18 protein-coding genes are annotated in these 18,952 nt (G+C 71.5%); 6 read left to right on the forward strand and 12 right to left on the reverse strand.

What is annotated here, in order from left to right; all coding sequences use genetic code 11:
* Positions 1-26: 26 nt before the first annotated feature.
* Together AB4079_RS14800 and AB4079_RS14805 are read right to left on the reverse strand one after the other, a co-directional pair.
* Positions 27-1,100 (reverse strand): hypothetical protein, encoded by a 1,074-nt coding sequence (locus AB4079_RS14800; protein WP_441788139.1) that lies wholly within the window; start codon positions 1,098-1,100, stop codon positions 27-29.
* A gap of 107 nt (positions 1,101-1,207) precedes the next feature.
* Positions 1,208-2,080 carry a PHP domain-containing protein gene (locus AB4079_RS14805; protein ID WP_441788072.1) on the reverse strand — a complete coding sequence of 291 codons (873 nt, stop codon included), beginning with the start codon at positions 2,078-2,080 and terminating at the stop codon, positions 1,208-1,210.
* A gap of 33 nt (positions 2,081-2,113) precedes the next feature.
* Between AB4079_RS14805 and AB4079_RS14810 the strand changes: the two genes are divergently transcribed.
* Positions 2,114-3,625, forward strand: coding sequence for an aminopeptidase P family protein (locus AB4079_RS14810; RefSeq protein WP_441788073.1), 1,512 nt, complete (start codon positions 2,114-2,116; stop codon positions 3,623-3,625).
* Positions 3,626-3,729: 104 nt separating this feature from the next.
* Here AB4079_RS14810 and AB4079_RS14815 read toward each other — a convergent pair whose 3' ends face one another.
* Positions 3,730-4,371 carry a general stress protein gene (locus AB4079_RS14815; RefSeq protein ID WP_441788074.1) on the reverse strand — a complete coding sequence of 214 codons (642 nt, stop codon included), beginning with the start codon at positions 4,369-4,371 and terminating at the stop codon, positions 3,730-3,732.
* A 77-nt stretch (positions 4,372-4,448) separates the two neighbouring features.
* Here AB4079_RS14815 and AB4079_RS14820 point away from each other — a divergent pair, with 77 nt between their 5' ends.
* The 3 genes from AB4079_RS14820 to AB4079_RS14830 are packed head-to-tail and all read left to right on the forward strand — an operon-like array spanning position 4,449 to position 7,438.
* Complete coding sequence (locus AB4079_RS14820; protein ID WP_441788075.1) at positions 4,449-5,771, forward strand: magnesium transporter MgtE N-terminal domain-containing protein; 1,323 nt, start codon at positions 4,449-4,451, stop codon at positions 5,769-5,771.
* Positions 5,758-6,279, forward strand: coding sequence for a DUF1003 domain-containing protein (locus AB4079_RS14825; protein ID WP_441788076.1), 522 nt, complete (start codon positions 5,758-5,760; stop codon positions 6,277-6,279). Before AB4079_RS14820 ends, AB4079_RS14825 begins: the two co-directional genes overlap by 14 nt.
* Positions 6,272-7,438, forward strand: a complete 1,167-nt coding sequence (locus tag AB4079_RS14830) for an Mrp/NBP35 family ATP-binding protein (protein ID WP_441788077.1) — start codon at positions 6,272-6,274, stop codon at positions 7,436-7,438. The genes AB4079_RS14825 and AB4079_RS14830 overlap by 8 nt, the downstream gene beginning before the upstream one ends.
* An 87-nt stretch (positions 7,439-7,525) precedes the next feature.
* Here AB4079_RS14830 and AB4079_RS14835 read toward each other — a convergent pair whose 3' ends face one another.
* The 3 genes from AB4079_RS14835 to AB4079_RS14845 are packed head-to-tail and all read right to left on the reverse strand — an operon-like array spanning position 7,526 to position 10,795.
* The gene (locus tag AB4079_RS14835; protein ID WP_441788078.1) at positions 7,526-9,022 is read right to left on the reverse strand and encodes a pyridoxal phosphate-dependent decarboxylase family protein; all 1,497 of its coding nucleotides are present in this window, start codon (positions 9,020-9,022) and stop codon (positions 7,526-7,528) included.
* The gene (locus AB4079_RS14840) at positions 9,009-10,376 is read right to left on the reverse strand and encodes an MFS transporter (RefSeq protein ID WP_441788079.1); all 1,368 of its coding nucleotides are present in this window, start codon (positions 10,374-10,376) and stop codon (positions 9,009-9,011) included. Before AB4079_RS14840 ends, AB4079_RS14835 begins: the two co-directional genes overlap by 14 nt.
* Positions 10,377-10,429: 53 nt before the next feature.
* Complete coding sequence (locus AB4079_RS14845) at positions 10,430-10,795, reverse strand: Sec-independent protein translocase TatB (RefSeq protein ID WP_441788080.1); 366 nt, start codon at positions 10,793-10,795, stop codon at positions 10,430-10,432.
* Between the two features lie 98 nt (positions 10,796-10,893).
* On the opposite strand from AB4079_RS14845, the gene AB4079_RS14850 reads away from it, so the two are divergent.
* On the forward strand, positions 10,894-11,526 hold the full coding sequence (locus tag AB4079_RS14850) for an O-methyltransferase (RefSeq protein ID WP_441788081.1): 633 nt from the start codon (positions 10,894-10,896) through the stop codon (positions 11,524-11,526).
* An 87-nt stretch (positions 11,527-11,613) separates the two neighbouring features.
* Here AB4079_RS14850 and AB4079_RS14855 read toward each other — a convergent pair whose 3' ends face one another.
* From AB4079_RS14855 to dapE, 3 genes are all read right to left on the reverse strand, one after another.
* A complete protein-coding gene (locus tag AB4079_RS14855) occupies positions 11,614-11,787 on the reverse strand; it encodes a DUF3117 domain-containing protein (protein WP_310128484.1) in 174 nt (57 codons plus the stop codon).
* Between the two features lie 68 nt (positions 11,788-11,855).
* Positions 11,856-13,157 carry a hypothetical protein gene (locus tag AB4079_RS14860; protein WP_441788082.1) on the reverse strand — a complete coding sequence of 434 codons (1,302 nt, stop codon included), beginning with the start codon at positions 13,155-13,157 and terminating at the stop codon, positions 11,856-11,858.
* Entirely contained in the window at positions 13,126-14,223 is a 1,098-nt protein-coding gene (gene dapE, locus AB4079_RS14865; RefSeq protein ID WP_441788083.1) for a succinyl-diaminopimelate desuccinylase, read from the reverse strand. Before dapE ends, AB4079_RS14860 begins: the two co-directional genes overlap by 32 nt.
* A 17-nt stretch (positions 14,224-14,240) precedes the next feature.
* On the opposite strand from dapE, the gene dapD reads away from it, so the two are divergent.
* The gene (gene dapD / locus AB4079_RS14870) at positions 14,241-15,230 is read left to right on the forward strand and encodes a 2,3,4,5-tetrahydropyridine-2,6-dicarboxylate N-succinyltransferase (protein WP_441788084.1); all 990 of its coding nucleotides are present in this window, start codon (positions 14,241-14,243) and stop codon (positions 15,228-15,230) included.
* Positions 15,231-15,327: 97 nt separating this feature from the next.
* On the opposite strand, the gene AB4079_RS14875 is transcribed toward dapD, so the two are convergent.
* The 3 genes from AB4079_RS14875 to pdhA are packed head-to-tail and all read right to left on the reverse strand — an operon-like array spanning position 15,328 to position 18,916.
* Complete coding sequence (locus AB4079_RS14875; protein ID WP_441788085.1) at positions 15,328-16,749, reverse strand: dihydrolipoamide acetyltransferase family protein; 1,422 nt, start codon at positions 16,747-16,749, stop codon at positions 15,328-15,330.
* The gene (locus tag AB4079_RS14880) at positions 16,749-17,759 is read right to left on the reverse strand and encodes an alpha-ketoacid dehydrogenase subunit beta (protein ID WP_441788086.1); all 1,011 of its coding nucleotides are present in this window, start codon (positions 17,757-17,759) and stop codon (positions 16,749-16,751) included. Before AB4079_RS14880 ends, AB4079_RS14875 begins: the two co-directional genes overlap by 1 nt.
* Positions 17,756-18,916 (reverse strand): pyruvate dehydrogenase (acetyl-transferring) E1 component subunit alpha, encoded by a 1,161-nt coding sequence (gene pdhA / locus AB4079_RS14885; protein ID WP_441788087.1) that lies wholly within the window; start codon positions 18,914-18,916, stop codon positions 17,756-17,758. Before pdhA ends, AB4079_RS14880 begins: the two co-directional genes overlap by 4 nt.
* Positions 18,917-18,952: the final 36 nt, after the last annotated feature.

An 18,952-nucleotide genomic window follows, 5' to 3' on the forward strand; every position in this document is an offset into this window, starting at 1 on the left:
GGGAGCTCTTCGCGTTCGTGCCCCGCTCAGTACCAGTTGGGGTCGTGGCTCATCTCGAAGTTCCACGCCGCGCACGGTGAGCCGTACGCACGATCGATGTAGTCGAGTCCCCAGTTGACCTGCGTGTTCTGGTTGGTCATCCAATCGGGCCCGGCGCTCGCCATCTTGCTGGCCTTCCAAGCCTGCGGGATGCCGTAGGCGCCGCTCGAGGTGTTGTATGCGTCCGCGCGCCAGCCGGACTCGTGGTTCCACAGCTTGATGAGACACGGCATCTGGTCGCCGCCCCAGCCGTACGCCGGCAGGCGACTCGCGGCATAGGCCTGGGCTGCCGCGGGGTCGACGACCATCCCGGGCGGTGGTGCGAACCCGTCCGAGCCGCCGCCGGGGTTGGCTGCCGCCGCGGCCGCGGCGGCAGCGGCCTGTCCGGCCGCGTACTGCTGCTCGACCGATGCCTCCGTGTTCTTGAGGCTCGCGAGCTGCGCGTACAGGGTGTCCGCGTGCTGCTTCTGGTCGGCGAGCTGCGCATCCGCCGCTTGCTTCGCCGCCGTGGCGACATCGAGGGCCTTCTTGGCGGCGGTGGCGAGCTGATCGCGGATGGTCTGGGCGTTCGCGGCCTGCGCGCTCAGCGAGGAGGCCAGGTTCTTCTGAGCGCTGGCCTGGGCGAACAGGGCGCTAGAGCGGTCAGCGAGCTTGGAGACGGCACCCAGCTGGTACAGCAGCGACTCCGAGCTCGATGCGCTGGGGCTGAGGAACAGCCGGAGCGACACCGACGACGTTCCAGCTCGGGTCAACTGCTCAGCGAGTTTCCCGCTCTGCGACTTCAGTTCGTCCGCCTTGGCCGTCGCGTCCTGCGCCCTCTGCGCGAGGTCCTGCGCTTTCGCGGTGGCGTTCTGCAAGGCGACCTCGGCCTGGCCGTACTCGCCCATCCGCTTCACCGCGAGGTCGCCGGCGGCGTTGGCTGCGGTCTGGAGGCTCTGCAGCAGCCCGTTGATGCGGTCCACTTCCGCCTGTGCGGCTGTGGCGTTGTTCTTGGCGGCCTGGACGTCGTCCCACGAGGGGTAGCTGTCGGCGCTGGCCGGAGCCGCGCCTCCCGCGATCACCAAAGCAGCTGCTAACGCGGCCGCGACCGCTGATCCTCGCCAGAACCGTCTCACCCGTGCACCTCGCTTCCCGATTCCCCGCCGGGGTCCAGGCTATGTGCTGCGGGTCACGGAGCGTAGAAAGGCGCCGCGCCTGTCGCTTCTTCGATCATCGCGTCGAGAACGGCCGGGTCGGTCGTGTTCTCACCCAGCCGGTTCGGCTTCCCCGCGCCGTGGTAGTCGCTGGAGCCGGTGATCCGGAGGCCGTAGCGCGCCGCCAGCTCGCGGAGCCGCGCGACGCCGTCCGGCGTGTTCTCGCGGTGGCCGAGCTCGAGGCCGAACAGGCCGGCGTCGACCAGCCGTCGCAGCCGGTCTTCCGGGATCACGCGCCCACGGCCTCCTGTGGCGGGGTGTGCGAGCACGGGAAGCCCGCCTGCTCCACGGATCAGCCGCACACCGGTCAGCGGCTCCGGGGCGTAGTGCGGCTGGAAGTAGCCGCTCCGCCAGTGCAGGATGCCGGCGAAGGCCGCGCTGCGGTCCGCGGCCAGGCCGCGGGCGACGAGTGCGTCCGCGATGTGCGGGCGTCCCACCGTGGCGCCCCTGGTCGCCTGGGCGAGCACATCGTCCCAGGTGATGTCGTAGTCCTCGGCGATGTGGCGCACCATGTCCTCGGCCCGGCGCATCCGGCCCTCGCGGATCCGCTTCGTCTCGGCGGCCAGCGCTTCGTCGGCGGGGTCGAAGAGGTAGCCGAGCATGTGGACGCTCGCGAACTCGATGCGCGTCGACAGCTCCATGCCCGGGATCACCGTGATGCCGGAGCGAGCGGACTCGGCGGCGGCGTCCGGCCAGCCCGCTGTGGAGTCGTGGTCGGTGAGCGCGACGGTGCCCAGCCCGGCAGCCGCCGCCGCTCGCACCAGTTCGGCCGGCGTCTCCGTGCCGTCCGAGACGCTCGAATGCGTGTGAAGGTCGACGGGACCACGGAACCGTCGCTCATCAGCCATGCTGACCATCCTAGGAGTGGAAGAATGGTCGGCATGTCGCAGTCCACCGAAGCCCCGACCGACCAGGCGCCGCGCGCCACCGAGAACCGCTCAACCACCCCGCGGTCGGACGCGTTCCGGCAGTACATCGGCAGCGGATGGGCGGAACGGCCGGAGATCCTTCCCGAGCCGCGTCGTCAAGCGGAATACGCCGCGGCCCGTCGTGCACGGGTCTCGGAGCTCTTCCCGGGCAAGCGCCTCATCATCCCGGCCGGCGGTTTGAAGCAGCGCAGCAACGACACGGACTACCCGTTCCGGGCGCACTCGGCGTTCGCGCACCTGACCGGTTGGGGGTCCGATTCGGAACCAGGCAGCGTGCTCGTGCTCGAGCCGACCGCCTCCGGCCACGAGGCGACCCTCTACTTCCGCGAGCGCGCCGGCCGCGACTCCGACGAGTTCTACGCGAACCCGGAGATCGGCGAGTTCTGGATCGGCCCGCGCCCGTCGCTGGCGCAGGTGGCGAGCGACCTCGGCGTCCCCACGCGCGGCATCGCCGACGTGCGCGCGGTGCTCGACACGGTCGACGGTGAGACGGTCGTGCTGCGCGAGGCGGACTCCTCGATCACCGACGAGGTGGATGCCGCCCGGATGCTGCTGTGGGACGACACCGACGGCGACCGCGACCCGGAGGACCATGGCGAAGACGACCGGCTTGCCCGCGACCTCTCCGAACTGCGCCTGATCAAGGACGACTTCGAGGTGGGCGAGCTCCGCGCGGCCGTCGAGGCCACCGCGCGCGGCTTCGACGATGTGATCGCCGACCTGCCGCGCATCACGACGCACCCGCGGGGCGAGCGCCTGGTCGAGGGCGTCTTCAACGGGCGGGCCCGCGCCGACGGAAACACGGTCGGCTACGACACGATCGCCGCGAGCGGACCGCACGCGTGCATCCTGCACTGGACACGCAACGACGGTCCTGTGGTGCCGGGCGACCTCATCCTGATGGACGCGGGGGTCGAGTTGGACAGCTACTACACCGCCGACATCACCCGCACCTTCCCCATCGACGGCAGCTTCAGCGAGACGCAGCGGCTGATCTACGAGGCGGTGCTCGAGGCGGCGGACGCGGCGTTCGCGATCGTGCGCCCCGGTATCCGGTTCCGCGAGATCCACGCGACCGCGATGGGCGTCATCGCCCGGCGCACCGCCGAGTGGGGGTTGCTGCCGGTGACCGCGGAGGAGGCGCTGGAGGTCGACAACCAGCAGCACCGCCGGTACATGGTGCACGGCACCAGCCACCACCTGGGGCTGGACGTGCACGACTGCGCGCAGGCGCGCCGCGAGCTCTACCTGGACGGCGTCCTGGAGCCGGGGATGGTGTTCACCATCGAGCCGGGGCTGTACTTCCAGCCGGACGACCTGACGGTGCCGGAGCGGTTCCGTGGGATCGGCGTGCGGATCGAGGACAACATCCTGGTCACCGCGGACGGCGCCGAGAACCTGTCGGCAGCCATCCCGCGTACCGCGGACGACGTGGAGGACTGGGTCCGCCGCCTCACCCGCTGAGGCGGAACCGGAGGAGAGTCGGCGTCGTTGCCGGCGTGGCGCCGGCATACGGAGGCGGTTAGACGCGGTTCGGCCGCGAGACTCCTCCTATTGCCCGAGGCCCGTCAGGCCGGTGGCGCGGCCGGCGGTTCGTCGCCGGCCGGCGGCACGACCGGAGGAACGACAGGCGGCGCGGCCGCGGGCGGTGCGGGCGGCGGGTCGGACGGGTGCTGCGGCTGCGCGGGCGGCGTCCATCCCTGCGCTGCGGCCGGCTGCTCCGCTCCCCCGCTCTGCAGGAGGTTGCGGGCGCGGTTGCCGAGCTCCGAGTCGACGAGGACGGAGTAGCTGGTCGCGATCACCTGCTGCACCGACGTGAAGTCGCGACGACGGCGGTTGACCCCGTACGTGACCAGGCCCCACAGCATCCCGAAGCCCGCGCCGATCAGCAGCGCGGCGAGAACGAAGGCCAGGCTCACCGACGGCGAGAAGATGATGAGCAGCAGGCCGAAGAAGATGCCGAGCCAGGCGCCGGATGCTGCACCCGCCAGGGCGACGCGGCCCCAGGTCAGTTTGCCGGTGACGCGCTCGACGCTCTTCAGGTCGCTCCCGATGATCGACACCTTGTCGACCGGGAAGTCGGCGCGAGCGAGCACATCCACCGCCTCCTGCGCCTCCGGGTAACTGTCGAAGGTGGCGACCACCTCACCGCGAGGAAGGGTCGGAAAGGAGGTACGGTCGCGTCCGCTCAGGGGCCCGGGTGTGCTCATCCCCCCATTGTTCCATCCGGGCCGCTCCAGAGCACAGGAACAGCCGTCGTTCACCCGTGAGGGCTTAGGTTTATAGGGTGAGTGCCGCCAGAGTGTTCGTCGCCCGACTCGCCGGGACGACCGTGTTCGACCCCGTGGGTGACCGGGTCGGGAAGGTGCGCGATGTCCTGGTGGTCTACCGCAAGAACGACCCGCCGCGCGTCGTCGGTCTGATCGTCGAGATCCCCGGCAAACGTCGCGTCTTCCTGTCGATCGGCCGGGTCACCAGCATCGGCAGCGGCCAGATCATCACCAATGGCATCATCAACGTCCGTCGCTTCGAGCAGCGGGGCGGTGAGGTGCGGGTCATCGCCGAGCTGCTCGGCCGACGGGTGGTCTTCGCCGACGGCACAGGCGAGGCCACCATCGAAGACGTCGCCATCGAAGAGACGGAGACCGGGGACTGGGCAGTCAGCCAGCTCTTCGTGCGGAAGCCGAAGACCGGCCCCTCCCCCTTCGGCAAGGGCGCCACCACGTTCGTATCGTGGAACGAGGTGCGCGAGAAGCAGAACCGCGGGGAGGCGCAGTCGGCCGAACAGCTGATCGCGACCTATTCGGAGCTCAAGCCCGCCGACCTCGCGAACACCCTGCTCGACCTTCCGCAGCAGCGGATGCTCGAGGTGGCCGAGGAACTCCCCGACGACCGGCTCGCCGACGTGCTGGAGGAGATGCCCGAGAGCGAGCAGGTGCAGATCCTCGCCCAGCTGAACGACGACCGCGCCGCCGACGTGCTCGACCAGATGCAGCCGGACGACGCGGCCGACCTCATCGCGCAGCTCTCCGACGAGCGCGGCGAGCACCTCCTCGAGCTCATGCAGCCGGAGGAGGCGGAGGACGTCCGCATGCTCCTCAGCTACAACCCGGACACCGCCGGCGGTCTGATGACGACGGAGCCGATCATCGTCTCGGCGGACGCGACCGTCGCCGAAGGCCTCGCGCTCATCCGGCGGCACGAGCTCGCGCCCGCACTCGGCGCGGCCGTCTGCGTGACCCTCCCGCCGTACGAGGCGCCGACCGGGCGCTTCCTCGGCGTCGTGCACTTCCAGCGGATGCTGCGCTACCCCCCGCACGTGCGCCTGGGCACCCTGCTCGACCCCGGGCTCGAGCCGGTGACCGCCGACACGTCCGCCGCGGAGGTGTCGCGCATCCTAGCCTCGTACAACCTCGTCTCCGTCCCCGTCGTCGACGAGAAATACCGACTTGTCGGAGTGGTGACGATCGACGACGTCCTCGACTATCTGCTTCCGGACGACTGGCGAAGTCAGGACGAGGACGACCCGGTGAAACGCGCGGAGCCGTCCGACGAGACCGGCAGCATCCGCATCGTGAACGGGAGGAGGGGCGGAAGTGGCACGAGGTAGGCAGGACGCGGGGCTGGACGCCCCGAAGGGGCTCCGCACCCCGGTGCTGCGGCGCGACCGGTTGGAGTCGCGGGACCGCTTCGGGCGGTTCACCGAGTGGATCGCGCGCGCCATGGGCACACCGTGGTTCATCCTCGGGCTGACCGTCTTCGTCCTCGCGTGGATGGCCTGGAACACTCTCAGCCCGAGCGCGTGGCGCTTCGACTCCGCCGCGCTCGGCTTCATCGCCCTGACCCTGGTGCTCTCGTTGCAGGCCTCGTACGCCGCGCCGCTCATCCTGCTCGCCCAGAACCGGCAGGACGACCGCGACCGGGTGCAGATCGAGCAGGACCGCCAGCGGGCCGAGCGGAACCTCGCCGACACGGAGTACCTGGCGCGCGAGGTGGTCGCCCTGCGGCTGGCCGTGCGCGACATGGCGACGAAGGACTTCATCCGCGCCGAACTCCGTTCGCTGCTGGAGGACCTCGAGAAGAGCGACCCGGGCGAGGGCGAGAAGGCCCGTGCCTGACGGCGCGCCTGACACCGCCGCCGGACTTTCGGCGGCGGTGCGGAGTGCGCTGGCCGCCGTCCTCGATCCCGAGATCCGCAAGCCGATCACCGAGCTGGACATGGTGGGCGCCGTGTCGGTGGATGCCTCCGGCCGCGCGTCCGTCGGCATCAAGCTGACGATCGTCGGCTGCCCGGCCGCCGACGCGATCGAGCGGGACGTACGCGCAGCCACGGCGTCGGTGCCCGGAGTCACGGCCGTCGGCGTCGACATCTCGGTGATGACGCCGACCGAGCGGCGGGCCCTCACCGAGAAGCTCCGGGCCGGGCGCCCGGCGCGGGGCCAGCAGTTCGGGCCCGAGTCGCTGACGCGCGTCTACGCGGTGACGAGCGGGAAGGGCGGCGTCGGCAAGTCCACCGTCACGGCCAACCTGGCGGTCGCCCTCGCCGAGCGCGGCCTGCGCGTCGGGATCGTGGATGCGGACGTGCACGGCTTCTCGATCCCCGGCATCCTTGGCCTCACCGACGAGAACGGCGTGGCTCCGCGGCCCACCCGTGTGGATGACATGATCCTGCCGCCGGTCGCGTACAGCGTGAAGGTGGTATCGATCGGGATGTTCGTCGACTCCGCGTCCGCCGCGGTGGCGTGGCGCGGGCCGATGCTGCACCGCACCATCCAGCAGTTCCTGACCGACGTGTACTTCGGCGACCTGGACGTGCTGCTCCTCGACCTGCCGCCGGGCACCGGCGACGTCGCGATCTCGGTCGGGCAGCTGCTGCCGACGGCGGAGGTGCTGGTGGTCACCACGCCGCAGCCGGCCGCCGCGGATGTGGCCGAGCGCAGCGGCGTGGTCGCGCGCCAGACCGGCCAGAAGGTGATCGGCGTGATCGAGAACATGGCGGGGCTCGTTCAGCCGGACGGCAGCATCCTCGAGCTGTTCGGCTCGGGAGGCGGAACCGAGGTGGCACGTCGGCTGTCGGAGGGACAGGGCGAGGATGTGCCGCTGCTCGCGAGCGTGCCGCTCAGCATCCCGCTGCGGGCGGGCGGCGACGCGGGCGCGCCGATCGTGGTGACGGACCCCGCGGACCCGGCCGCGGTCGCAATCCGCGCGGTCGCGGACCGCCTCGCGACGCGCAGCCGCGGCCTCGCGGGCCGCAAGCTCGGCCTGTCCGTCCGCTGACGCCTCCCACGCGCGCCGAGGTGCTCGTACCTGCTCGGCCGCACGGCGTGTCGGGCGCGAGTGCGAGCACCTCGCGCAGAGACGGGGTCAGGCGTCGGGCGGCTCCACGGCGCGGGCGAGGAGCTCGACGAGGAGGCGCTCGGCGACGGGATGCGGCAGCGCCTCGACGAGGGCGAGCAGCGGCGCCTGGTCGTCGGGGAGGCCCGGCGTGGTTCCCCCGGCCAGGCCGAGCGAGCCGAGGATGTGGGCGGCCGTCGCCGAATCCAGTCCTGAGGCGGCGAGGTCACCGGGCGGGGCCGCCAGTACCGCCGTGCGGTCGACCGGCGGCACTCCGCGCGCCTCGTCGGCGGCTCCGCGCAGGGCGGCCTCCAGCTCGTCGATCCGCCCCTCCGTGACCGGGGTGATCGTCAGGTGCGTCGTGTGCGGGAGGTGCGTCCCGTCCGGCTGTTCCAGCCCGGGCTGCAGCTGCAGCACCCACCCCCGGCGGCGGACGCGGTCCGCCCAGTGGTGCGGGTCCACGCGGCGGGACTCGGGCACGGAGTCGTCGGTGGCCACCGCGAGCAGCGGCCCGGTCGGCTCACCGACGACGCGCAGACCCTCGATGTCGCCCACGATGTCCTGCAGCCCGCGCGTCGCCCGCCGGCACGACTCGGCCAGGGCAGCGAACCCGCGGGCGCCGAGAGCCTGCACGATGGCCCAGGATGCGGCGAGCGCGGCCGCCGACTTCGACCCGAGCAGTGTGGAGTTCACCACCGGGTAGCCCGGCCATCCGGTCGTCGCGAAGTACTGGCGGCGTTGCCGATCGCGGTCGCGCTGCAGCAGTACGCTCGCACCCTTGGGGGCGTAGCCGTATTTGTGCAGGTCGGCCGACAGGCTGGTGACTCCGGGGACGCGAAAGTCCCAGGCGGGGACAGCCGAGCCGTCCGCCGCTCGCCAGAAGGGCAGGATCCACCCGCCGATGCACGCGTCGACGTGGCAGGCCACACCCGCCTCCTCGCACGCGGCGGCCACCTCCTCCACCGGGTCGAGGGTCGCGTACGGGTACGACGGCGCAGACACCACGACCAGCGCGACGTCCGGCGCGATGCGCTCGACCAGCGCGGCCGCATCCAGCCGTCCGGTCACCGGATCGACCGGCACCAGGTCCAGCGTCAGATCGAACAGGGCCGCCGCTTTCTGGAACGCCGCGTGCACGGTCACCGGCGCGAGGAGTCGTGGCGTGCCCGATCCGCCTGCCGCCCGCCACACCTCCCGCGCGGTCTTCACGGCCAGCAGGCACGACTCGGTGCCGCCCGAGGTGACCGAGCCGACGACATCGTCACCGCCGTGGAGCAGCTCGCGCGCGAAGCCGATCACCTCGCGCTCCATCACGGCCACCGACGTGAACGTGGTCGGGTCCAGTCCGTTGACCGGCTGCACCAGGCGCATGGCCTCCGCGGCCAGCGCGTCGATCTCGGGCATCCCCGAGTCGTACACATAGCTGAGCACCCGGCCGCCGTGGGTGGGCGCGTCGGCCGCGCGCAGGGCGGCGAGCCTCCCGAGGATGGCCCGCGCAGCGTCGGCGCGGAGTTCAAACGACCCCATCGATGTCTCCCTTCCGCAGCCGGTACCGCGCCAGCGGCACCAGGCTCACCGCGATGATGACCGCGGGGATGAGGCTGAAGCTGAGCGCGATCCCGGCGACCGCGCTCCCCGGCTGGGCTGCCTCCGCCGCGGCCGCACTGCGCGAGACGTAGCCGCTCGCGGCCAGCACCACGCTGAGCACGGTGGCGCCGAGCGCCATGCCGGTCGTCTCCCCGGCCGTCCACATCCCGCCGAAGGAGCCGGCACGGCCGTCGCCGTTCCGCCGGGCGTCGTGCGAGATCACATCCGGAAGCATCGCCATGGGCAGCGACTGCATGCCCGCGTACGCAGCGCCGGCGACGGCGACCGGCGCGTAGACCCAGGCGCCGGGCGCCCACAGCAGGGCGACCATGGACAGCGCCGCGACGCCGAAGAGGATGCTGGAGATGGCGAAGCCGCGCTCCTTGCCGATCCGTCGCGCCACGACGCCCCACAGCGGCGTCACGATCAGCGCGGGCGCGATCAGGGCGATGAACAGGAACGTCACGGCATCCTCCGAGTGCAGCACCCACGTTGCGACATAGTTGGCACCGGCGAGCATCAGCCCGGTGGCCAGCCCCTGCAGCAGGAACGTGAGCAGCAGCGCGCGGAACGGCTGGCTGTCGCGCAGGACGTGCATCCCGGCCGCGTAGTTCGAGCGCAGCGTTGCGAGGATGCTCTCCCGCGGTGCGAGCACACCGGCAGGCAGCCCGCGCGGCGCCACGAACGCCGACACCAGCATCCCGACGCCGATCACCACGCCCGCGACGAGGGCCATCAGAAGGTAGCCGGTGAATGTGTTGCCGCCGCCCAGCGCGCGTAACGCGGGGCCGCCGGCGCCGAACAGCAGGATGGCGAAGGTCAGCACCACCACCCGCCAGGTGAGCAGCCGGGTGCGCTGGTCGTAGCCGGATGCCAGCTCGGCCGGCAGGGCGATGTACGGAACCTGGAACAGGCTGAACGCCGTCGCGGTGAGCACGAACGCGCCCAGCACCCAGACCGCGGCGACTCCGGGAGCCGTCCCCGGCAAGACTGCGAAGGTCAGCAGGAAGAACACCGGAAGGCCGATCGCACCGGCCAGCATCATCGGCCGCCGCGAGCCGTGCTGCGCCAGCATCCGGTCGCTGCGTGCGCCGATCACCGGGTCGATGAGGACGTCCCACACCTTCGCCACCGTGACGACGGCGCCTGCGGCGATCGCGGCAACGCCGAGGGAGTCGGTGAGGTAGTAGACGAGTACGAGGCCGGGGAGGGTGGAGAAGCCGCCCGTCCCCAGCGATCCGACGGCGTACCGCGTGACGGTCGCCCGGGTCAGCGACTGCTCCGTTGCGATCATGTCCGCAGCGTAGTGGATGCGCGGCGCCTCGGCCCTGCGACCCGGTCAGCGGCTCAGGTGGACTCGGTGTCGTACGGCGGCACGGCGCCCGCCGCGAGCGGCATCCTGCGCTGCGCGTAGGCGGACTGGGTCACCGGCTTGATCGCGCCCGCCGCCTCGGCGGGCGAGTCCTCCAGCAGCGCCTCGCGGATGATGCGCCGCGGGTCGTACTGGCGCGGGTCGAGCTTCTTCCAGTCGACCTCGTCGAACTCCGGACCCATCTCGTCCCGCATGCGGTCTTTGGCACCGTTGGCGAAGTCTCGCAGGGAACGCACCAGCTGACCGAGTTTCGCCGCGTAGGTCGGGAGGCGCTCGGGGCCGATGACGAACGCCGCGATCACCGCCACGATCAGCAGCTTGTCGAAGGTCAGCCCGAACACCATTCCAGGGTATCGCGGCGGTGCCTCCACGAATGCCGCGTAAGCCGACCGTATCCTCGGAATTGGCCGACTGAAGCAGGCCGATCGACGGGAGCGCTGTGTCAGACAAGGACTCGAACTGGAGGTTCGCCGACGACGTCGTCGTCGAGAGCGAGGTGATCGTCCGCGCGCGGCAGCAGTCGCTCGAACTCGGAATCGACCCGATCGCCCCCTCGACCGGCGCGCAGGTGGCCGTGGTCGTCGCGGCGACCCGCGCAGAGAACGTCGTCGAGATCGGGACGGGGGTGGGCGTCTCCGGCCTCTGGTTGCTGACCGGCGGGACCGAGGCGCACCTGACCTCCATCGATGTCGAGGTGGAGCACCAGCAGCACGCGCGCGCCTTCTTCACCGAGGCGGGCATCCCCTCGAACCGGGTGCGCCTCATCCCGGGCCGCGCCCTCGAGGTGCTCCCCCGGATGAACGAGAACTCCTACGACATCGTCTTCATCGACGCCGACCCGCAGTCGGTGATCGAGTACGTGGAGCACGGCCTGCGCCTGGTACGCCCCGGTGGGACGGTGCTGGTCGCCCGTGCGCTGTGGCGGGGACGCGTCGCAGACCCGGCGGCGCGCGACGAGGTCGCCACCGGCTTCCGCACGCTCATCACCGAGACCTCGGCCTCTGGAGCGGTCATCAGCGCCCTGTCGCCGGCCGGCGAGGGTCTGCTGCAGATCACCAAGCTCGCGCCGTGACCGACGCCGGCGCATAGCCGTCGCCGCGCCGACAGACGCAGGAAGGGCCCCGATCGTGACGATCGGGGCCCTTCTCAGTACAGCAGTTCAGGCGGAGGTCACGACATTCGCGAGCGCGTCGTGCAGCTCTTTGGCTTCCGCGTCGTTGACGGAGACCACAAGTCGTCCCCCACCCTCGAGCGGCACGCGCACGATGATGAGCCGTCCCTCCTTCACAGCCTCCATTGGCCCGTCCCCGGTCCTCGGCTTCATGGCCGCCATGCAGCTCCCCTTTCGTGGATGTCCTTCTATTATCCGACATCCTTGCGGGCCTGCGGAAATCGTAGGGATCACGGAGGTGACCAATCGGATCCGTCGATCGACCAGCAGATCGCCACCCAACCCACTTGCAGTGCGACGAAGAGCAGCACCATGCCGATCCGGTAGACGCGGCTGCGCGGCAGTGCGAGCGCACCGAGCAGCGGAAACAGCGGCATGAGCAGCCGGAAGGTGCTCGACTGCGGGAAGAACACCGCGAACAGGTAGAGCGAGTAGGCGACCACCCAGAACCGCAGATCGGGGCCGAGACGACGCACCGCCGGCGAGAACAGCAGGACACCGAACAGCGCGGCGATGACGACCAACGCGGCGATGCCGACCCACCCGGGCACGCCCAGCATCACGCTCGCCCACCAGTCCGCGCCCTGGAACCACGGGGTGAACGGCAGGAGATCGGTGAAGCCGATGTACGGGGCGCGCCAGGCCAGCTCGGTGTCGGTGTACGCGCTCCACGACCCGGTCGCGATCCCGGCGATCGCCGGCCAGGCCAGCCCCGCCAGTCCACTGAAGACGGCCAGAGAGACACCGAGCACGCGCTCCCGCACCGGGAACGGGTCGCGGCGGCGACGCACCCAGCGGTAGACCACGTGCATCGCCAGGGCGAGCGCGAACGCCAGCCCGCTCGGCCGCGTGAACGCCATTGCGAGCACGACCGGGAACAGCCAGCCGTACCGTCGCTCCACGAGCAGCAGGAGAGCCGTGACCAGCAGGAGCGTGTACAACGACTCCGCGTACGCGACCTGGAACAGCGGCGAGACCGGGGCGACGCAGAACAGCACGACCGCGAACAGGCTCTGCGAAGCGCTGAGCCCCACCCGGCGCATCAGCCGGTGGAACACCAGCGCGGCGCCGGCGCCCGCGAGGAAGGAGACCAGCACGGCGGCGACCGGCCAGGGCAGGCGGGTCACGAACATGACGGCGTCGACCACGCCGGGGAAGCCCGGCAGGAAGGCCCAGGCGTTCTCCGTGACGTGCACGCCGTCGCTGGTGGGCAGGGTGGCCGGGTAGCCGAGCGCCGCGACGATCTGGTACCAGCGGCCGTCCCAGATGTTGGCGAAGGTGAAGTAGTCGGGCCGTGCTGAGGTCCAGGCGTTCGTCCCCTCGCCCGCGGCGAAGCTCAGCAGGATGACGGTCGACACGACGCGCGCCGCGACATAGACGGCGAGCACGCGCACCCACCACAGCGTCCACCACGGTCCGCGCTGGAGGGCGAGGTCGCCGTCGGTCCGGAGGTGGCCGTCGGTCCGGCCGTCGGGGTCGTTGTCGCTCAGAGCGACCCGCTCAGCGGGCGCCGGCACCGGTGAGCCACGCACGCAGGCCCTCCTCGACCGCAACGATCTGCTCCACGTCGACGCGCTCGTCGTCGGCGTGGGCCTTGAGCGGGTCGCCCGGGCCGTAGTTGACCGCGGGGATGCCGAGCGCGCTGAAGCGGGCCACATCCGTCCAGCCGTACTTCGGCTTGGCCACCCCGCCGACCGCGGCCACGAACTCCTGCGCCAGGGGCGCATCCAGGCCCGGGCGGGCGCCGTCGGCCCGGTCGACGACGGTGATCTCGTAGTCGCCGAACAGCTCGTGCATGTGCTCGATGGCCTCCTGCGAGCTGCGGGAGGGTGCGAACCGGTAGTTGATGTGGACCATGCACTCGTCCGGGATGATGTTGCCCGCGACTCCGCCGGAGATGCCGACGGCGTTGAGGCCCTCCTTGTACACGAGGCCGTCCACCTCCACCTCCCGGGCCTGGTACGACGCCAGGATGTCGAGGATCGGCGCAGCCTTGTGGATGGCGTTGTCGCCGACCCAGCCGCGGGCGGAGTGTGCGCGCAGCCCGTAGGTGCGGACCTCGACGCGCAGGTTGCCGTTGCAGCCGCCCTCCACCACGCCGTTGCTGGGTTCGCCGAGGATGCCGAAGTCGCCGACGAACAGGTCCGGGCGGTTGCGGGCGAGCCGGCCCAGGCCGTTCAGCTCGGCGTTGACCTCCTCGTGGTCGTACCACATCCAGGTCACGTCGACGGCCGGGTCGGTGAGCTCGGCGGCCAGCTTCAGCTGGACGGCCACTCCGGCCTTCATGTCGACGGTGCCGCGGCCCCAGAGGTAGCGGATGCCGTCGTGCTCCTCGAACCGCGTCGGCAGGTTGCCGTTCAGCGGCACCGTGTCGATGTGGCCGGCGATGAGCGCGCGACGCTCGCGCCCCAGGTTCGTGCGCGCGACGATCGTGTCGCCGTCGCGGATGACCTCCAGGTGCGGCAGCCCGGCAAGGGCCTCCGCGATGGCGTCCGCCAGCGTCCCTTCGTTGCCGGAGACCGACTCGATGTCGCAGAGCTGACGGGTCAGCTCGATGGAGGTGGCACGGAGGTCGAGGGGCACGCTGCTGATCGTCACCCTACTAACCTAGAGGCATGCCTTCCGACGTGCCTGAAAACTCCGCCGTGCCCGCCGCATCCCGCTCGGCGTGGGGCTACGGTCTCGCGACGGTCGCCGCCGACGGCACCGTGCTCGACACTTGGTTCCCGGAGCCGAAGCTCGGCGCCCTGCCCGCCGGGCGTGACCGCTGGATCGCCCCCGCCGAGCTGGAGGAGCTGGCCGGGGAGGACGCGCGCCGGGCGGTCCGCATCGACATCGTCACGGTCGAGGTCGAGTTGGATGCGCCTCCCGCCTCCACCCCGGATGCGTACCTCCGCCTGCACCTCCTCTCGCACCTGCTCGTGCAGCCGAACGGCCTCAACCTGGACGGCATCTTCGCGCACCTGCCCAGCGTCGCCTGGACGAACGCCGGCCCGGTGAACCCGGCCGACCTCGACCGGCTCCGTCCGCGGCTGCAGCGGGCGGGCATCCAAGTCTCGGGGATTGACAAGTTCCCGCGCCTGCTCGACTACGTGACGCCGGAGCGGGTGCGCATCGCCGACGCTTCGCGCGTGCGGCTGGGCGCGCACCTCGCGCCGGGGACCACGGTCATGCACGAAGGCTTCGTCAACTTCAATGCGGGCACACTCGGCACCTCCATGGTGGAGGGCCGCATCTCGCAGGGCGTCGTGGTCGGCAACGGCTCCGACATCGGCGGCGGCGCATCCATCATGGGGACGCTGTCCGGCGGCGGCAGCCACCGCGTGTCGATCGGGGAGCGCGCGCTGCTCGGAGCGAACTCGGGCATCGGCATCTCGATCGGCGACGACTCCGTTGTCGAGGCCGGGCTGTACGTGACCGCCGGGACGAAGGTCGTCGTGGTCGGCGAGGCACCCACCGCCGACGGACGCCCGCACACGGTCAAGGCGGCCGAACTCTCCGGGATGCCCGGCCTGCTGTTCCGACGCAACTCGCTGACCGGCGCCGTCGAGGTACTGCGCCGGGCCGGCACCGGCGTCGAACTCAACGCCGCGCTGCACGCCTAGCCGCCACGCCGCCCGCCGCCGCCGCCCGCCGTCTGGTTGACGCAACACGCCGTCGGGCGGCTCGCCCGGACGGCGTGTTGCGTCAAGCAGATCGTGGTCAGACCATCGCGAGGACCGAGGCGGGGTCGGTCAGGATGCGGCCGATGTCGGCGAGGAAGCGCGACGCCTGCTCGCCGTCGACGATGCGGTGGTCGAACGTCAGGGCGAGGGTGAGCACCTCGCGCAGGGCGATGCCGCCCTCGTACTCCCACGGCTGACGCCGGACCGCGCCGACCGCCAGGATCGCCGCCTCCCCCGGCGTCAGGATGGGCGTTCCAGCATCCACGCCGAACACGCCGACGTTCGTGATGGTGATCGTTCCGCCGCTGAGGTCGGCGGGGGCGGTTCGGCCGGCCCGCGCCGTCTCGGCGAGCTGCCGGATCGCGGCCGCCACTCCCCCGAGTGTCAGCGCGTCCGCATCCCGGATGACGGGGACGAGCAGTCCGCGCGGCGTCGCGGCCGCGATCCCCAGGTGGACGTACTCCGCCTGCACGATCTCGTTGCTGGCGCCCTCCCAGCGCGAGTTGACCTGCGGTGTCCGGCGCACGGCCAGCAGCAGCGCCTTCGCGACGACCGCGAGCAGGCCGGGACGGGCCTCCGCCAACTCGGGCAGCGCACGCAGCCGCGCGATCAGCTCGGTAGTGGCCGTCACATCCACCGTCAGGAACACGGTCGCCTGCGGTGCACCGAACGCGCTCCGCATCATGGCATCCGCGGTGGCCTTGCGGACGCCGCGGATCGGGATGCGCGTCTCGCGCGACCCGTCGGCGCGCGACGTGGCCTGCGGCGCGTCGGTCGCCGTGCCGGCTTCAGCGCTGGACTGCACCTCCGCGAACGACTCCACGTCGCCTCGCGTGATCAGCCCGCGGTCGCCGGAGCCCACCACGGACGCCAGGTCGATTCCGAGCTCGCGCGCGAACTTGCGCACCGGCGGAGTGGCCCGCGGGCGCTCGGCGAGCACCGTCGGCGCGGCGGCATCGGCGGGGACGGATGCAGTGGGGACGGATGCAGCGGGGACGGATGCAGTGGCGACCGATGCAGTGGCCGCCGCGCTGGGCGCGACGGCCGCGCGCCCTGCGGACTCCCGACTCAGCGCCAGGCCCGGCCGCTTCCGGCGCGCCGGCCGGTCGCGGGACTCCGGTCGCGCACCGTAACCGACCAGGGTCGGCTCGCGCACTTCCGCCGCGGTCGCACCGTCGTCCGGCGATTCGTCCCCGCCTGCAGGGTCGGGCTCTCCCGCATCCACCTCGAACGCCACGAGCGGCTCCCCCACAGCCACCGTGACGCCCGGCTCGACGAAGAGCCGCGACACCCGACCGTCGTACGGGGCGGGCAGCTCCACGAGCGCCTTGGCCGTCTCCACCTCCGCGATGATCTGGTTCAGCTGAACGGTGTCGCCGACAGCGACCTTCCACTCCACGAGCTCCGACTCGGTGAGGCCCTCACCGAGGTCGGGCAGCGCGAACTCCCTGACCGCCATCAGTCCTCCACCCCGCTCAGCGAGTTGGGCCGGTCCAGGGCGCGGTCGATGCCATCCAGGATGCGGTCGAGGTCGGGCAGGTGGGCCGCCTCCAGCCGGGCGGGCGGGTAGGGGATGTCGTGCCCGGTCACCCGCACCGGTGCGTGCTCGAGGTGGTAGAAGCAGCGCTCGGTGATGGAGGCGGAGATCTCGGCCGCCAGGCCGCCGGACAGGGCGGCTTCGTGCGTCACGACGAGCCGACCGGTCCGCTTCACCGAGGCGACGACCGTGTCGAGGTCGAGAGGCGACAGCGAGCGCAGGTCGATCACCTCGACCGAGACGCCGTCGTCGCCAGCGGCGACCGCCGCATCCCGTGCCAGCTGCACCAGCCCGCCGTAGGTCACCAGCGTGACGTCGGACCCCTGGGCGACGACCCGCGCGGTGCCCATCGGGCGGGCGTCGGCGAGTGGAGCATCCTCGTCCACGTCGCCCTTGGCGTGATAGCGGCGCTTCGGCTCGAAGAACAGCACAGGGTCGTCGGACGCGATCGCCTGCTGGATGAGCGTGAAGGCGTCCTGCGGATCGGAGGGACTGACGACCCGCAAGCCCGCGGTGTGGGCGAAGTACGCCTCGGGCGAGTCGGAGTGGTGCTCGGCCGAGCCGATTCCGCCCGCGAACGGGACCCGGATGACGATCGGCATCCGTACGGCGCCCTGCGTGCGGTAGTGCATCCGCGCCACCTGGTTCACGATCTGGTCGAAGGCGGGGTAGATGAAGCCGTCGAACTGGATCTCGACCACCGGCCGGTAGCCGCGGTACGCCATCCCGACCGCAGTGCCCAAGATCCCGGACTCGGCGAGCGGCGAGTCCATCACCCGCCGCGGGCCGAACTCGGTCTGCAAGCCGTCCGTGACCCGGAAGACGCCGCCGAGGGTGCCGATGTCCTCGCCCATCAGGACGACGCGGTCGTCGTCCGCGAGCGCGCGGCGGAGGCCGGCGTTGATCGCCTTGGCCATGCTGAGGGCCGTCATCGTCCGTCACCCCCGACGAAGGTGCGCAGGTAGCGCGAGTAGTGGTCGCGCTGGCGCGCGATGCCGGTGTGCGGCTCGGCGTACACGTTGTCGAAGACGGACAGCGGGTCCGGGTCGGTGAGCGCGGTGATGCCGGAACGCATCTCGGCGGCCACCGCGTCGGCCTTCCCGACGATCGCGGCCATCCGCTCGTCCGTCAGCGCGCCCTGCGACCTCAGGTACGCCTCCACCCGGGCCACCGGGTCCTTGCCGCGCCACTCTTCGAGCTCGGCCGCGTCGCGGTAGCGCGTCGGGTCGTCGGCGGTGGTGTGCGGACCCATCCGGTACGTGACCGCCTCGATGAAGGTGGGGCCGCCGCCGGAGCGCGCACGGTCGAGCGCCGCACGGGTCACGGCGAGCACGGCGAGCACGTCGTTGCCGTCGACGCGGACACTCGGCACCCCGAATCCGGGCGCGCGGTCGGCGATGGGACGCTGCGCCTGCAGCGAGACCGGCTCGGAGATCGCGTACTGGTTGTTCTGGCAGAAGAAGATGACCGGGGCGGCGTAGGTCGCCGCGAAGATCAGCGCCTCGTTCACATCCCCCTCGCTCGTCGCGCCGTCGCCGAAGTACGCCACCGCCACAGCGTCCGTGCCGTCGGCCTGGATGCCGAGGGCGTACCCGGTCGCATGCAGGGTCTGCGCGCCGATGATGACCTGCGGGGTCGCCATGTTGATCTCGTACGGGTTCCAGCCGCTCTGCGTCGTCCCGCGCCAGACGCGCAGCAGGTCGACGAGGCCGGCGCCACGGCAGTAGGCGACACCGTGCTCGCGGTAGCTGGAGAACACGAAATCGTCGCCGCGCAGCGCGCGCCCCGAGCCGATCTGGGCGGCCTCCTGGCCGAGCAGCGGCGGCCACAGGCCGAGCTCGCCCTGACGCTGCAGGGCGGTCGCCTCAGCGTCGATGCGGCGGATGACGCGCATGTCCTCGTAGAGTGCAAGAAGTTGGTCGGGGCCGATGTCCGAGACCCAGGCGTCGAACCGGTCGTCCTCATGGCGGACGCCATCGGCGTCGAGCAGGCGGACGAGGTCGATGCCGGTGAGTCCGGCCTCTCCGAGGGAACCGAGGTCCGTGTGGGATCCGCCCCGGCGGGTGGCAGGCTGATTGTCGATCGTCACGGTTCACGCAACCTTCACTCTCGCGCCCGGCCGGCA

This window comes from Leifsonia sp. 2MCAF36 (assembly GCF_052115525.1).
In the GTDB taxonomy this organism is placed as follows: Bacteria; Actinomycetota; Actinomycetes; order Actinomycetales; family Microbacteriaceae; genus Leifsonia.